Source organism: Leptolyngbya sp. 'hensonii', from assembly GCF_001939115.1.
GTDB lineage: Bacteria > Cyanobacteriota > Cyanobacteriia.
The window spans coordinates 19,416-33,540 of sequence record NZ_MQTZ01000012.1 but is presented as its reverse complement, the minus strand read 5'-3'; the positions used below and the strand labels follow the sequence as shown (position 1 = coordinate 33,540).

Annotated in this window: 15 protein-coding genes; 6 read left to right on the top strand and 9 right to left on the bottom strand. The window is 54.4% G+C overall.

Annotated features, from left to right (window positions below):
• Window positions 1-4: 4 nt before the first annotated feature.
• The 4 genes from BST81_RS04575 (at window position 5) to argJ (ending at window position 3,409) form a co-directional block, all read left to right on the top strand.
• A complete protein-coding gene (locus BST81_RS04575) occupies window positions 5-652 on the top strand; it encodes a hypothetical protein (RefSeq protein WP_143780227.1) in 648 nt (215 codons plus the stop codon).
• A 15-nt stretch (window positions 653-667) separates the two neighbouring features.
• On the top strand, window positions 668-1,033 hold the full coding sequence (locus BST81_RS04570) for a DUF1818 family protein (protein WP_075597369.1): 366 nt from the start codon (window positions 668-670) through the stop codon (window positions 1,031-1,033).
• Window positions 1,034-1,183: 150 nt separating this feature from the next.
• Window positions 1,184-2,116, top strand: coding sequence for a peptidoglycan recognition family protein (locus BST81_RS04565; RefSeq protein ID WP_075597368.1), 933 nt, complete (start codon window positions 1,184-1,186; stop codon window positions 2,114-2,116).
• A gap of 51 nt (window positions 2,117-2,167) precedes the next feature.
• On the top strand, window positions 2,168-3,409 hold the full coding sequence (gene argJ, locus BST81_RS04560; RefSeq protein ID WP_075597367.1) for a bifunctional ornithine acetyltransferase/N-acetylglutamate synthase: 1,242 nt from the start codon (window positions 2,168-2,170) through the stop codon (window positions 3,407-3,409).
• A gap of 36 nt (window positions 3,410-3,445) precedes the next feature.
• Here argJ and BST81_RS04555 read toward each other — a convergent pair whose 3' ends face one another.
• Together BST81_RS04555 and BST81_RS04550 are read right to left on the bottom strand one after the other, a co-directional pair.
• A complete protein-coding gene (locus BST81_RS04555; RefSeq protein WP_075597366.1) occupies window positions 3,446-3,868 on the bottom strand; it encodes a hypothetical protein in 423 nt (140 codons plus the stop codon).
• A 111-nt stretch (window positions 3,869-3,979) separates the two neighbouring features.
• A complete protein-coding gene (locus BST81_RS04550) occupies window positions 3,980-4,318 on the bottom strand; it encodes a hypothetical protein (protein WP_075597365.1) in 339 nt (112 codons plus the stop codon).
• A gap of 110 nt (window positions 4,319-4,428) precedes the next feature.
• Here BST81_RS04550 and BST81_RS04545 point away from each other — a divergent pair, with 110 nt between their 5' ends.
• The gene (locus BST81_RS04545; RefSeq protein WP_075597364.1) at window positions 4,429-4,944 is read left to right on the top strand and encodes a hypothetical protein; all 516 of its coding nucleotides are present in this window, start codon (window positions 4,429-4,431) and stop codon (window positions 4,942-4,944) included.
• On the opposite strand, the gene BST81_RS04540 is transcribed toward BST81_RS04545, so the two are convergent.
• From BST81_RS04540 to BST81_RS04510, 7 genes are all read right to left on the bottom strand, one after another.
• Window positions 4,907-6,340, bottom strand: a complete 1,434-nt coding sequence (locus tag BST81_RS04540; RefSeq protein WP_075597363.1) for an FAD-binding domain-containing protein — start codon at window positions 6,338-6,340, stop codon at window positions 4,907-4,909. The genes BST81_RS04545 and BST81_RS04540 overlap by 38 nt on opposite strands.
• A gap of 58 nt (window positions 6,341-6,398) precedes the next feature.
• Window positions 6,399-7,571, bottom strand: coding sequence for an LL-diaminopimelate aminotransferase (locus BST81_RS04535; protein ID WP_075597362.1), 1,173 nt, complete (start codon window positions 7,569-7,571; stop codon window positions 6,399-6,401).
• A gap of 301 nt (window positions 7,572-7,872) precedes the next feature.
• On the bottom strand, window positions 7,873-8,223 hold the full coding sequence (locus BST81_RS04530) for a thioredoxin family protein (RefSeq protein WP_253188081.1): 351 nt from the start codon (window positions 8,221-8,223) through the stop codon (window positions 7,873-7,875).
• A 182-nt stretch (window positions 8,224-8,405) separates the two neighbouring features.
• Complete coding sequence (locus tag BST81_RS04525; RefSeq protein ID WP_075597361.1) at window positions 8,406-9,179, bottom strand: PspA/IM30 family protein; 774 nt, start codon at window positions 9,177-9,179, stop codon at window positions 8,406-8,408.
• A 366-nt stretch (window positions 9,180-9,545) separates the two neighbouring features.
• Window positions 9,546-10,529, bottom strand: coding sequence for a DUF1517 domain-containing protein (locus tag BST81_RS04520; protein ID WP_075597360.1), 984 nt, complete (start codon window positions 10,527-10,529; stop codon window positions 9,546-9,548).
• A 414-nt stretch (window positions 10,530-10,943) separates the two neighbouring features.
• Window positions 10,944-11,195, bottom strand: a complete 252-nt coding sequence (thiS, locus tag BST81_RS04515; RefSeq protein WP_253188080.1) for a sulfur carrier protein ThiS — start codon at window positions 11,193-11,195, stop codon at window positions 10,944-10,946.
• Between the two features lie 49 nt (window positions 11,196-11,244).
• Window positions 11,245-12,297, bottom strand: coding sequence for a thiamine phosphate synthase (locus BST81_RS04510; RefSeq protein ID WP_075597358.1), 1,053 nt, complete (start codon window positions 12,295-12,297; stop codon window positions 11,245-11,247).
• Window positions 12,298-12,428: 131 nt separating this feature from the next.
• Between BST81_RS04510 and BST81_RS04505 the strand changes: the two genes are divergently transcribed.
• Window positions 12,429-14,093, top strand: coding sequence for a DUF1565 domain-containing protein (locus BST81_RS04505; protein ID WP_075597357.1), 1,665 nt, complete (start codon window positions 12,429-12,431; stop codon window positions 14,091-14,093).
• The last annotated feature ends 32 nt before the right edge of the window (window positions 14,094-14,125 follow it).

Below are 14,125 nucleotides of genomic sequence, written 5' to 3'. Positions count from 1 at the left end.
CATCATGCAGAGGGAACCCTGGAACTTCTTGTCGCCCTGGATGAAGCGGCTGTTTTACCCTGTCGCATTGGCCAGCGTCACCTTCTTGGCGGCCTTGAGTCTGAGTGGTTCCTTAAACTTTTTTATCCCTTCCTGGATGTTACCCAGACTGCAGGCTGTGGATTTCAACCTCATGCCTGCAGCTCAGGCCCAGATTCCCTCAGTTGGGGATGCATGGAAACAGGTTTATCAAAAATTGCCTGATTTTCCTAAGGAGAATCAGTATCTGAGCAAAGAAACAGGGCAGCCAAGTTTGAACAACACCCTGGCCAGCCGTATGATTCGCTATCACATCTATGTCAAAGGGCGGCCTCCTTTTTTTCGACTGGATTGGAAGTTGACCCTGGCTGATTACCTGGGAGTCAATGAGTTCATTGAGGATGCCAGCTACCCTGGCCGGGATGCGCTGCAGTCTAATCCCGTGGATGGCGATCGGGCTGCGGTTCAGAAACTCAATCGAGCCCAGCGGGATGCCCTGGTACAGGTACTGGTGGAGCTATTTAACCCGGGCGCAGCTACTGGAGGGAAGGCTCCAGCATCCCCTAAACCTACTCCCAGTCCCAGCCCTGCTCCAGTGAATCCTGGTCGGGGCAGTGCAGACCTGTTGAAGTGAAGCGCCCAGCAGAGCATGGAACGGGTTGTTAAAAGCGGGACAGGTTGGCGACTGGGATGGGATGGGACTGCTGCAGTCTTCAAGGGGCTGGTCGGGGGAGAGGATTGGGCGCTCGAGCTCACCGAGGCGGAACTGGAGGACTTTCGGCGTCTGGTGAGTCAGCTAGCCGAAACCCTGAGCCAGATGGCCAGTGAACTCATGGATCAGGAGAAGATCGCCTGTGAGGTGGAAAGTGAACTGCTGTGGTTAGGAGCCGAAGGGTATCCCCAGGCTTACAATTTGCGGCTACTTCTGCTGACAGGACGGCGAGCTGAGGGTTTCTGGAGCGAAACCGCTGTTCCAGAGCTGATTCAATCTGCCCAAATGTTGCACATCTTTTGAACCCATCGTCGGTCATGCTGGCTGGAAATTAATTTTTCAGGAACCTGCCCCCAGGAACGATCGGTCTCCCTTTACAATGAACTATTACTTTTTGCTGGCTATGCCCGGTATTTTGCTGGGAGAACTCCCTGTACTTAGGCTGAGATCCTGATGAATCGGAAAGTTTGGGCTGCTGTCCTCTTTGTCGTGATGATTGGGCTGGTGTATCTGCTAGGGGCGCAACAGGTTGGGATGGCCCTGCTCCCGGAAGAGACCTCTGCTATATCTATGGACCCCTCTCTGATCAGTTTTGCTGAGAGCAATCAAATGCTGGTGGCCAACTGTGAGTCAGGTCAAGCCGGTGAGGTCCATGTTGAGGCTGTGCTGCAGGACTCTTTGCTGGCTCAGGCCGAGCAGAAGCAGTTGGGCTATACCCCTCGGCAACGAATTGCCTACGCGGACCGGACCAACTATGGGGAGCGATTTACCAAGGATGTGCGGGGAAGACAGGTCGGCAATGATCCGATCGTGGTCCTCCATGAAACCGTTGGCTCAGCCAGTGGAGTCATTGGTTTATTCCAAACTCGCCACCCCAGAGATGACGATCAGGTTAGCTATCATACGCTGATTGCCCTGAATGGGACGATTATTTACATGGTGCCCCCTAATAAGCGCGCCTTTGGAGCTGGCAATTCCGTGTTTCAGGGGCCTGAGGGCCTAGAGTCTGTCCAAACGAATCCGAAGTTTCCTGGTTCGGTCAATAACTTTGCTTACCATATTTCCCTGGAAACACCACCCGATGGGATCCATAATGGGAGGGGGCATCGGGGGTATACAGAAGCTCAGTACCAGTCCCTGGGGTGGCTGGTAGCCAAGACAGGGGTGCCGGATCAGAGAATTACCACCCACAAAGCGGTGGACCGCTCGGGGTCCCGCCGAGATCCGCGCAGCTTTAGCCAGAAGAAGTTTTTGAAGATTCTGAATACCTATCCCAGGGCCGATGAGATTGGCCTTGCCTGCAGTATGCCTTCTCCCCTGGTTGAGCCTGATACCCATGCTTCAAAACCTGGGTATAACACCCCTGGAAATACCATCGGCAGATAGGCAATCCTGGTATAATCGCCTCTCAAATGCATAGAGAGCTGGGGAGGAACCATGGCAGACTGGCAGGAAATTTCCGGAGGAGTAACGGCTCCCAGAGGCTATCAGGCCGCAGGCATTACCGCTGGCTTGAAGCCTTCCGGACTTCCCGACCTGGCCCTGATTTTGTCTGAAGGGGACGCGATCGCAGCGGGTGTCTTTACCACCAATCAGGTCCGGGCCGCCTGTGTGGACTATTGCCGTCAGCGCCTGCAAGCTAAGGCCATTACCAGAGCTATTCTGTGTAATGCGGGTCAGGCCAATGCTGGGACTGGGACTCAGGGTTGGGCTGATGCCTTGGAATGTGCCCAGCTTCTGGGAGAACAATTAAACATTGCCCCTGAATCAGTGCTACTCGCTTCTACCGGCGTCATTGGGCAGCGGATCAAAATGGAAATTCTGCGGGCGGCCCTGCCCCAACTGGTTGCCGCTGTTTCAGACACAGGATCTGATGCGGCAGCCAAGGCGATTATCACTACCGATCTGGTTCCCAAAACAATCGCATTAGAAACGACCCTGCACGATCGGCCAGTGCGGATTGGGGGCATTGCCAAGGGCTCCGGGATGATTCACCCCAACATGGCCACCATGCTGGCCTTTGTCACCTGCGATGCGGCTGTTTCTCCCCATCTCTGGCAGCAGATGCTGAGTCGGGCCGCCGATCGCAGCTTCAACCAGATCACCGTGGATGGGGACACCAGCACCAATGATTCCCTGATTGCCCTGGCGAACGGGATGTCGCGTACACCGGCCATCACAGACCCCGGTCCTGATGCGGACAAGCTGGAGGCGATGCTCACGGAGGTTTGTATCTACCTGGCCCAGGCGATCGCCCGGGATGGGGAAGGGGCGACCTGTCTGATCGAAGTGGAAGTCTCCGGGGCCGAGGATGAAAAGTCAGCCTGCCAGGTTGCCCGGACAATCGCCGGGTCTTCCCTGGTCAAGTCCGCTATCTTTGGCCGCGATCCCAATTGGGGCCGGATTGCCGGAGCCGCTGGACGGAGTGGGGTGATTTTCGACCAGGAAGATCTGCAGATTAAACTGGGAGACTTTGTGATGATGGATCGGGGGCAACCTGTAGCCTTCGATCGCACCGCCGCCAACGCTTATCTGAAACAGGCCGCAGCAGGGGAATACCTGAAGTCTGACACTGTGGCCATCTCGGTCAGTATTGGCAGTGGTCCTGGCAGGGGTAAAGCCTGGGGCTGTGACCTCAGCTACGACTACGTCAAGATCAACGCCGAATATACCACCTGAGCCAGGATCGATTCCATGCATCCATTGAGGCAGGGGTTATCCCTTCAAGGTCTCTTGAGGCAAATCCCCTGTCCCCCTGAACTTTGCGGCAATGAGGGGAGATAGCAGCATCAGAACTAATCCCAAGGGCATTAAGCCACCTTGGAAGACATTGTAGTCAGCCACAATGCGTTCCCATGAATACCCTAAAACAAAGCGTCCTAAACAAATTTCAAATCCAACGGTGAGTAACAACCACAGCACTCCAACACCAATCAGTTCAGAAGTGCGCTTGACCTGGAGCCAGCGGATAAAAAGAGTGGAGATTGCCAAAATCAAAACTGACCCAGTCACAAATGAGAGTTGATGGGCGCGCAGATCACCCAGAGATGGCACCAGCCATACTACCCGCACTGTCCCATTCAGGCTCTCGGCTAGGATAAATATCAGCCAAACTACAACGCCTCTCAGCAACAGCATAGATTCTCAGATGAAAGCGCTTTGCTGCAGTCTAGGAGGGGGGACAATGCCCTCCTGGCAATTTTTTCTGGGAATTAGTTCAGGGATGAGCATTTAGATAAAGGGTCAAACTTAAAGATCGATTTTTCCTTTAGTAAGAAGTTGGTAGCCACTGGCAAAGGATAAGGAGGAGAGAAAGAAAGTCCAAAGGCTGGTAGGGCGCAAAATGACACTACCACTGAAAAAAACCAAGGCGATTCCCAAGCCAATCAGTGCCCAGCCTAGCCAATGAACGTATCGAGACGAGGTGAGAACAATGATCCCGGCCAGGATAGCGAGTACGGATCCGGTTGCAGAGACAGGTCGCCACCAATAAGCAGCCGTTTGGGTCGTAAAGATAATATTTTGACCCAAAAAATAGATGGCAATTAGAACCAATCCCAAACCAATTAACCTGGCAATAAAACCCATAGTGTTCCCTGTCCTTATCCCTCGAAGAAAGATAGAGATCTCTATCAATCCTGGCACAGCAGGGGCAAATTGGGCCAGAATAACTGACTGAACATTCAGGAGATGGGATTATGGGAATTCCCAATTTTCAAGGGTTGCGTCTGGCCAGGGCGATCGCCGGGGCGACGATCGTCCTCACCCTGGCGGCCAGCAAAACTCTGGCTCAGAGCTGCGGTCAGTATGGCCTGTTCCTTAATGTCCTGGACGAAGTTGGTAATCCTGTGCATGGGGTCTATCCCCGGTTGACACCCACGGGAGAACATACACCCCAGGATTCACTGATCGTCACCAGCAAGCAGTTTGAACGGACGACAGAAGACTATCGGGGATTTCAGTTCCTCCTGGAGGGCAATGAACAACCCAAGGGCACCTACACCCTCTATGTGACGGCTGCCGACTATCTGCCCTTTGAGCGGGAGATTGCCTTTCCCTATTGTCGCAACCAGCGAATTGATATTCGCCTGAGATTGCAATCCGGCAAGAAGCCCGTTCTCCGCAAAAAACCAGTGAAGCGACCAGCCAAAAAGCCTGCGGCCAATGTACCGCAGACTAAAGCCTTGCCTTTTGCTGCTGATAACGCTCTTTGAACCGGCGTTGTTGTTCGTTGTGATCGACGATCGGGACCGGATAGCCGCAACGATCGCGCTCCAAAGGCAGGATTTTGCCGGTCACCAGATCAGCAGTCTCTACCCCCCGTAACTCCGGCAACCACTGCCGAATATAGTCGGCCTCCGGGTCGAATTTTTGGGCCTGACTGGCCGGATTGAAAATTCGCAGTGGCCGGGGATCCATCCCACTGGAGGCACTCCACTGCCAGCCTCCGTTATTGGCCGCCAGATCCCCATCGATCAGCTTCTGCATGAAGTACTTCTCGCCCCATTGGGGGTTGATCAGCAAGTCTTTAGTCAGGAAGCTGGCGACAATCATGCGGCAACGATTGTGCATCCAGCCAGTCTCGTTCAACTGACGCATGGCTGCATCGACGATCGGATATCCAGTTTGGCCTTCACACCAGGCCCGAAAGTGGTCCTCGTTATTGTCCCAGGGAAAGGTCTTGAAAGGCTGGCGATAGGCTCCCTCTGCCAGTTCTGGAAAGAAGAACAGCACATGCTGGTAAAACTCCCGCCAGGCCAGTTCCTGCTGCCAGACACGAACACCCTCTCTGGCTTCGTCACTGCGACAATCCTCCAGGATTTCCAGGGTTTTGGCCCAGACGGTGCGTATGCCGATCGCCCCAAACTTGAGGGCCGCACTCAGCCCTGAAGTCCCCGGTTGGGCCGGGAAATTGCGCTCCTCCTGATAGCGCCCGATCGCATCCCCACAAAAAGCTGCCAGACGATCGAGAGCGGCTGTCTCACCGGGTTCCAGAAATAGGGGAGCATCCCAGAGATAACCCAGTTCCCTGGCCGTGGGCAACGCAACAGCTCCGGCCCGACCCGCTGTTTCTAACTCCGTCTCTGTCAGTCCTTCCAGGTCAGCCAGGTCAGTCAGGGGATTGGCCTTAGGTTTGCTGCTCCAGTTGCGCCAGAAGGGGGTGTAGACTGTGTAGGGTTGGTCAGAGCCCGTTCGAATCTCATCTGGGGCATGGAGCAATTGATCCCAGGTAGCCACTACCCGAATCCCTGCCTGTTGGAGCGCTTCTGTGACCGATCGATCTCGCTCCTGAGCATAGGGTTCCACATCCAGGTTATAGAACAGAGCTGTTGCTCCCAGGGCCTTGGCCAGGGCTGGAATTTCCTGTTGAGGATTACCCTGGAGGATGAGTAACTGACTCCCGGCTTTCCGATAGCGCTGTTGTAAAGCCTGTAAACAACCCATCATATAACTGACTCTGGCCGGGGCTACGTCATCTCGTTGCAGAATATTCGGATCCAGGCAGAACACCCCGACCACTTTCGGACTGTGTTCTCTGGCTCTGGTCAGCCCCACATGATCTGAACACCGCAGATCGCGACGGTGCCAGAACAGAAGCAAATCTGTCATTCCTCACCTGCCTTCTGAAATTGTCCCATCGGTTACGGATACCGGTTTCTGAGCAGGTTCAATCCCCCTGCAAGAATTGGGCGATCCGCTCAACCGCCTGTTCCAGGATAGGCGGCTCATGGACCAGCGCAAACCGAACATACCCCTCGCCCATCTTGCCAAAACCGGCACCGGGAGCAACAGCCACACCGGTTTCCTCTGCCAGACGAGTGCAAAACTCAACCGATCGAGTCGTCCAGGGTTCTGGCAATTTGGCCCAGATGTACATGGTGGCCGTAGGGACAGGCACAGGCCAACCGATGCGATGCAGAGCTGCAACAAAAGCATCTCGACGGCGGCGAAACGTCTCGACAGTAGCCTGAACCTGCTCCTGAGGACCCGTCAGGGCTGCGATCGCCCCATTCAGAATACCCAGATACTGGTTAAAATCAACCACTGCTTTCACCTGACGCAGGGCTCGGATCAGGGTCGCATTGCCGATCGCATAACCCACCCGAAAACCGCCCATGTTGTAGGACTTGGACAGGGTAAAAAACTCAATGGAAACAGACTTGTTCGGATCCGCCTGGAGAACAGAGGGCACCGCACCGCCCTCAAACACCAGGTCTGCATAGGGAAAGTCATGGGCCAGCACCAGGTGATGCTCCTGACAAAAGGCCACAGCGCCTTCGAAGAAAGAGAGGGCAGCAGTGGCTGTGGTGGGATTGTGGGGATAACTCAACACCATCAGCCGGGATTGGGCCAGAACCGGTTCTGGAATCTCCTGAAAGTCTGGCAGAAAGCCCTTCTCTTCCCGCAGAGCCATGGGATACATTTGGCCACTGGCCAGGTAGACTCCCCCCGCATGGGAGGGATAGCCTGGGTCCATCAACAGGGCAAACTCTCCTGGATTGAGCACGGCCAGGGGTAAATGGGCTGTCCCTTCCTGAGACCCCACCAGGGGCAGTACCTCGGTTTCCGGGTCTACGGAAATGCCAAATTTATGGGTATACCAGGCTGCAGCAGCTTCTCGAAACGCCCTTGTCCCATGAAACAGCAAGTAGCCATGGGTACTGGGGTCTTCTAAAGAGGCTGCGATCGTTTGTAAAACCTGCTGTGACGTTGGTAAATCCGACGAACCCAGGGAAAGATCGATCAGGTCTCGCCCTGCAGCCCTGGCCCTAGCCTTAGCCTGGTCCATCTCCGCAAAGACATTAAACTGCAACGGCTGCAGTCGTTTGGCAAGTTCCATCAGCTAACCTCCCTGTCATTAGTCATTTCGTCAGATCTCCACTTAGGAGGGGTGGCCGGGATGGGTTATGGGCATCCGTCGTTTATTATTTGCTGTGTTTGAGGAATTAGCTTCTACCACAAGTCAATAAAGTTTCTGGAACTGATTCAGTTCCTCTAAATCATGAGCAATAGTTCATGAGCAATAACTCATGCATTCTTTTTCAGACAAGTAGAATTGAAAGCCCTATGAAATAAGCTTTTCACCCATTATAAATAGCTATATCTGAGTCAGGTTAGACCCTAATGACCCACGACTCAACTTAAAAATGATTTTCGACAAATTCGACCAGTTTCTGACGAGTAAATGCGCCCTCGAAGGAATCCAAAATCTCCCCCTGGCGGAACAGACGTAAAGCGGGAAGCCCTTCGACTTTACAGTGAGCCACGGATTGAAGATTGGGCTTGACTTCTATCTTAACCACCTTGAGGCGATCGCTGTACTCGTGGGCTGCCCATTCTACCGAGGGGGCGACCAGACGACAGGGACCACACCAAGATGCCCAAAAATAGGCCAGCACCAGGGGAGCATCTGACTGGAGAACTTGAGTTTCAAAGTCGGCATCGGAAATTGTGATCACACTGCCGGTCATGGTAGCCTCTGCTTTGTTCATCACGGTTGGCGATATTAACTACTTCAAATCACATCCTACTACTGTACGGGTGTACATCATGCGGCTCTGTTGCCCTGGAAAAAATCAGCAGTAGAATTGAGATTTGTCTATGACAACTGACCCCAAAAAAGAAGAGCACGGCATGCCGTGCCCTTCAAACTCTGGATTTGCCAAAAACTTAATTACAACTGATCCAGTTGATTCTTTAAGGCTTCCAGTTCAGCATCAACGGCGGCATCTTTAGGCGCTGTTGTAGAAACACCACCGGCAGGTAGTTGAGCCTGATTTGCAGAAGTACCTCCCAAGAGTTGGGCCTTCATCGCAGCCAGCTCATCGTCCACGCCACTGCCAGCTTCTAAAGCTGCGAATTGAGATTCCAGGTTTGAACCGGCCAGTTCAGCAGCAGCCTGGGAGCGGGCCTCCATCTGCAATACCTTTTCTTCCATCCGCTCAAAGGCAGACATGGCCGTGCTGGTGCCCATCCGGCCCACGGTGTTCTGCAACTGTTCATTGGCTTTGGCCGCAGAAACCCTGGCTTTGAGCATATCCTTCTTGGTCTTGGCCTCAGAGATTTTGCCTTCAACAGCAATCAGGTTCCGCTTCAGTTGATCCACCTGAGCAACCTGCTGATCCAGTTGCGATTTCAGAGCATTGGCCGTCTCGGTATAGGTCTTCTTGCGGGTCAGAGCCTCACGGGCCAGGTTTTCATCCCCCTTCTGCAGAGCCAGTTGTGCCCGCTGCTGCCAGTTGTTCGACTCCGTTTGGGCCTGATTGTATTGCTGCTGAGTCCGTTTCTGACTGGCGATCGCACTGGCAACAGCCTGACGCAACTGCACCAGGTCCTCCTGCATATCGATGATGGCCTGTTCCAAAATCTTTTCAGGGTCTTCTGCCTTGCTGACGAGGTCATTTACGTTAGCCCTGACCACCCGGCTAACACGGTCGAATAATCCCATGACTCTGCTTTCCTTGTAGGGTAGGGTATACTTCGGTACTTCGATGATAGCCTGAGCCGATTCGATTCGGCTTCATCGAGATCAGTTCCTGGTTTTTCAGCCAATTTCCTTGGCCGCTCAGGCACAAAGCGTTACATCAATCCATTCAATTGGAGGCTTAGGAATGAGAATTAAATAACACCGATAAACTTCTGCTTGCCCTCACCCCCCTGCCCCCTCTCCCGGCGGGAGAGGGGGAGGGGTTGGGGGTTGGGGGTGAGGGCTGAAAATCTCGGAGTTATTAAATCCACGATCCTTAGGAATTTCGCAGATGTCAGCCGATCGGGCCAGGTATTTCCTGCCCCTGGGCCGATCGGCATCAACCCTTTAGACCAGCTTCAGCGTCGGATATTGGGTAATCACATCCTCAGAGGTTAGGGTATCCCCTTCAGCCTGGGGAGCCCACAGCACTTCCAGGGCCAGCAGACGATCGCTGGAAATTGCTCCAATCTGGCTCAGGGCTCGTCGCAGATCTTCAGAGGAGTTGATCACGGGTAACTGGAGATTACCCATCGCTCCGACCAGGATCGTAGCGATGATGTACTCACCCGGACCCTCAACATCCGTCAGGGCTCCACCCTTTTCAGCCACCGCCAGGGTTGAACTCTGGGCAGATTTCAGGGTCAACTGACTGTTCACATTCGTCAGCGTCTCTTCTGTGAACTTACTGCGTTCAGCCAAGGCTAACCGGTTAAACTGGGCTTCTGCAGCCTCCAAACGGGCCTGCTGAGATTGCGCCCCTCCGTAAACCCAGTATTCGGGATGGCGCAGCAGGGATAGGGTAGTTTCCTGTAATGCCTGGGCCAGCCCCGCTGAAGACCCGGTGTTGGCATTCTGAGCAATCCGATCCAGATCAGCCTGTAGGGTACGGGCACTGGCTAGCAACCCCACCTGAACCTGGGCGATCGACGCTATCGGACTGCTCACCGCATTGTAGTCTTCACTGCTTCCAGAGGCGATTTGCCGGAAGCTCCGAACCAGGAAACCCGCGATCGCCATGAAAATCAGGATTGAGAACAGCCCCCCAAATCCACCCCCGAAACCGAACAAGGGAATCAGGAAGGGGAAGCCAAAGCCACCGCCACCGGGGTAGTAGCCGCCACCGGGATAAACACCGCGAGGAGCCGAGTAGGTGCGACTGGGAGCCGAGTAGGATCGGCTGGGCATCCGGAAAGATCCGCCCCCCATTCTGCCACCACTACGAGCCGCCATTGCCCCATCGGCCTGGCCAAAGACCAAGGCCAGTACCAGGCCAATCGTCAGGAGGGGTTTAACCAGGGACTTAATTGCTGCAAGAAGTTTCTTTTTCATAACCTGCGCCTTCTCAAGCGAGTGAGAGATTCCAGAGGGAATTTTTATCAGCTTTTAGCCATTAGCTTTAAGGGATTAGCGAATCGTTGACCCGGCATTGAGTTTCTTCAGCCAGAGCCTACCCCTGAGAATGAGAGGCGTCTGGGATAGGGAGCTGTGCATCGGACTTCGATCGCTGATCGCTCTAAACAGTTACCAGTATTGGGCAGATAACTATTGTCTGCAACTCGTTTTAACGTCAAGTTAAGAAACTCCCGATCGGGATTTAGGAGTCTCAAGAACTTTGTTAAGAGTTATAAAGTCTGGCCACACCTTCAGTTTATCGCTCTCCATGGGGGATGAATACCTGGCTAGTGATGGTTTCGGTAGGGACATCCGAACCGATCGAAGGGGGAAACCGCCACCCCAGAGGATTCAGCCGCCACCGACGATCGTCACAATTTCCAGGCGATCGTCCGATTGGATCAGCGTGGTCTCCCAGAACTGCCGATGCAGGATCTCCCCATTGTATTCCACCGCAACCAGTCGGGGATTGAGTCCCATCTGTTGCAATAGAGCGGGCAGATTGGTATTGGGAGCGCAGGTCTTCGGTTCGCCATTGACCTGTAGGGTAATGTGATCGGTCTGAAGGGATGAAAGGTCAGGCATGGTAGGGGTTTCTATCATAGGTCAATTGGGCTAGCCCACCCCTTTAGAGACGGGATTAATCGCGTCTCTAAAGGGGTGGGGTCGGGGACAGGTGGGTGAGGAAGGTCTGGGTAATCTGGTTAGGAACCTCGGCTTGCATGATGGCCCGCACGACAGCCACCCGTTCTGCCCCGGCAGCCAGGACTTCCGGGAGATTGGTCAGGTCAATGCCTCCGATCGCAAACCAGGGAACGGTTGCATGGGCAACGGCATGGCGCACGTAGGCGGTGCCAGCCGCCGCTTTACCGGCTTTGGTGGGGGTTTCATAGACTGGTCCCACCCCGATATAGTCTGCGCCTTCGGCGATTGCCTGGGCCATTTCGTCCGGGTTGGTGGTAGAGCGACCGATGATGCGATCTGGCCCTAGGATTTTGCGGGCAGCGGCAATGGTCAGGTCCTGCTGGCCCAAATGCACCCCATCCGCATCGACAGCCGCTGCAATATCCGGGCGATCGTTGACGATAAATAATGCCCCATATTGGTGGCAGAGCTGGCAGAGCCGTTGGGAATTATCCAGGAGCACTCGACTATCCACCTGTTTATCACGATATTGAACCAGGGTTAAGCCCCCTTGCAGGGCGGATTCTACGACGGCAATCAGGTTCTCCGTAGGGGCCGTGACCAGATACAGTCGGGCCTGCAACAGTTTCGATCGACGAGGATAGATGGCCAAGTGGCTTTCCAGGGTATACACCCGATAGCGCATCCGTTTAAAGGCTGAGCCCATATCTGGAGAGACGAGCTTGCCATATTCCTCCAGAACCCGTAGGGCTTCCTGAACGCGAGCAAAGTTGACCTGGAGGATCTGGGGCACCGTCGATCGGATCGCTTCCTGAGGGTGGGTCAGTTCCGTACCCAGATCCCCCGGTGTGTTACGAAAGGTCCGAATTTCAGGGCTGTGCCAGTCCGCCACCTCCTGACGCAAATGTTTACACGCTTGTGTAAATTCACCATGATTGAGGCCAAACCGACACCACTCCTCAATCACCCGCAGTCCTTCCCGGGCCCGATCCAGGTTGGCATCCAGAATACGAGCAACTTCTGGTGAACCAGACCCAATCCAGTCGTACTTGTCGCCCATGTATTCCAAATCATTAGTCTCTATTTATCTCATCCTAGCAGCAGGTATTCATGGCAGAGTGCTGCAACCTCTAGACGACAGCCAGCAGATGAGTTAAAACCAGTTGCATGTTTGATTAACCCTCACGCAACATGACTTGTTCTCATTTAAAACGGCCTCAATCCTGGCCGTCAGATACGCTGCCATGGTGGCTGCTGCCAGCCCTGATTTTGCAGGGAACTGGTCTGACTGGGGCGAGCCTGTTCACTTTTACCCTGCTGATGGGGTATGGCGGGGGTGCGATCGCCCAACCCTCCTCTCCCATGCTGATTGCACAAAGCTTTTCGGTCCGCCAAAGCAGCTCCACTATCACCCTGGTCTACGTCAACTCCACGTCTGGCAGTGACGTGACCGGTAATGGGTCTGAGCAACTACCCTTCAAGACCATTACCCATGCGTTGCGATTGGCTCGTCCCAATTCGGTCATTCTGCTGGCTTCAGGGTTTTACAGTGTCGAAACGGGGGAGAAATTTCCCCTGGAACTCAAACCAGGGGTGACGATTCAAGGGGATCCACGACTCCATGGTCGGGGAACTTTAATCTACGGCGGCGGAAACTACACCAGCCCCACCTTGGGGAATCAGAATATCACCCTGTTGGGAGTCAACGGTGCTGGATTGACCGGTGTCACGGTCACCAATCCCAATACCAGTGGCTATGGTCTTTGGATTGAATCTGCCAGCCCCATAATTGTGGACAACACATTCATGGGCAATAAAAGAGACGGCATTTCGATCGCAGGCCAGAGTGCTCCGGTGATTCAGGGTAATCATTTCTATCAGAATGGGGCCCAGGGCATTACCCTGCAGAGCAATACCCCGGCTGCCCTACGATCGGGCAATGTAGCACCGACCCCCAGTCCAGGGGCCTTGCAGCCTCAGGCTGTTCAAGTCAGCGTTTCTCCAGCCTCCCTCCAGGTCCGTACCCCTAAACCTCAAGGGGTTGGCAATAGCAGCAGTCCAAATGAGATCAAGGCCACCTCTTTCCCCGTACCCACGATGCTGTCTGGGGACAATTCGCCCAGTCCGATCGCAGCAGCTCCTGTCTTCCCACAGCCCCTAACCACACCGCCAGTCAGCCGACCTCCAGCCCCCACCCCGGTGTTGCCCATTGTGCAAATCAGGCCAACCGTGGGTGTTCCTCAGGCCATCGCTACGCCAGCTTCGCCGCCCATCGCCCGTCCTGTGATATCAATTCAACCATCCCCGCAGAAGGTTGCGACCGTAGAAGGGACTGCGATCGAGATTCCAGTTCCCCCCCCTGAGTCTGCTGTCCTTCGGCCTACAGGCAAGTCAATCCCTGGCGTCAGTCGTGGTTCCACCCCGAATCGGCCTGCGATTCCCATTTTCAGTGCTGTGGTTCAGCCCAACCCCCGATCCAGATCAGGAGGGTTATCTCTGCCAGCTCCACCGCCCCGCCAAGGAGAAAATTCCAGCTTTGGGGGGCAAGCAAGCATTGCTTCTCCAGGGTTGCTTCCGGTTCCAGGCTCTAAGATTCCGATCGGAAATGGGGATGGTAAAAGCATTCCCCCTCCACCCTCTTTTGCAGTGGCAGCAGGGCTACGTTATCGGGTTCTGGTTGAACCTGTGGATGAAACTCAGGCAGCCCAGATCCAGACCCTGGTTCCAGGTGCATTTACAACGGTGGTTCAGGGTCGTCGCTTCTTACAGGCAGGTGCCTTTGTTGATCGGGCTAAAGCCCGTGAGCTGATGCAGTTGCTGGTCAGCCATGGCTTCAGAGCAACGATTCAGGAATAAATGGCCCGCATGTCAGCTTTCTCTCACCCGAT

Bases quoted from the DNA above. Each gene is read 5' to 3' on its own strand.
- BST81_RS04575 (WP_143780227.1), top strand. From the start codon at position 5: ATGCAGAGGGAACCCTGGAACTTCTTGTCGCCCTGGATGAAGCGGCTG.
- BST81_RS04570 (WP_075597369.1), top strand. From the start codon at position 668: ATGGAACGGGTTGTTAAAAGCGGGACAGGTTGGCGACTGGGATGGGAT.
- BST81_RS04565 (WP_075597368.1), top strand. From the start codon at position 1,184: ATGAATCGGAAAGTTTGGGCTGCTGTCCTCTTTGTCGTGATGATTGGG.
- argJ (WP_075597367.1), top strand. From the start codon at position 2,168: ATGGCAGACTGGCAGGAAATTTCCGGAGGAGTAACGGCTCCCAGAGGC.
- BST81_RS04555 (WP_075597366.1), bottom strand. From the start codon at position 3,868: ATGCTGTTGCTGAGAGGCGTTGTAGTTTGGCTGATATTTATCCTAGCC.
- BST81_RS04550 (WP_075597365.1), bottom strand. From the start codon at position 4,318: ATGGGTTTTATTGCCAGGTTAATTGGTTTGGGATTGGTTCTAATTGCC.
- BST81_RS04545 (WP_075597364.1), top strand. From the start codon at position 4,429: ATGGGAATTCCCAATTTTCAAGGGTTGCGTCTGGCCAGGGCGATCGCC.
- BST81_RS04540 (WP_075597363.1), bottom strand. From the start codon at position 6,340: ATGACAGATTTGCTTCTGTTCTGGCACCGTCGCGATCTGCGGTGTTCA.
- BST81_RS04535 (WP_075597362.1), bottom strand. From the start codon at position 7,571: ATGGAACTTGCCAAACGACTGCAGCCGTTGCAGTTTAATGTCTTTGCG.
- BST81_RS04530 (WP_253188081.1), bottom strand. From the start codon at position 8,223: ATGAACAAAGCAGAGGCTACCATGACCGGCAGTGTGATCACAATTTCC.
- BST81_RS04525 (WP_075597361.1), bottom strand. From the start codon at position 9,179: ATGGGATTATTCGACCGTGTTAGCCGGGTGGTCAGGGCTAACGTAAAT.
- BST81_RS04520 (WP_075597360.1), bottom strand. From the start codon at position 10,529: ATGAAAAAGAAACTTCTTGCAGCAATTAAGTCCCTGGTTAAACCCCTC.
- thiS (WP_253188080.1), bottom strand. From the start codon at position 11,195: ATGATAGAAACCCCTACCATGCCTGACCTTTCATCCCTTCAGACCGAT.
- BST81_RS04510 (WP_075597358.1), bottom strand. From the start codon at position 12,297: ATGGGCGACAAGTACGACTGGATTGGGTCTGGTTCACCAGAAGTTGCT.
- BST81_RS04505 (WP_075597357.1), top strand. From the start codon at position 12,429: ATGACTTGTTCTCATTTAAAACGGCCTCAATCCTGGCCGTCAGATACG.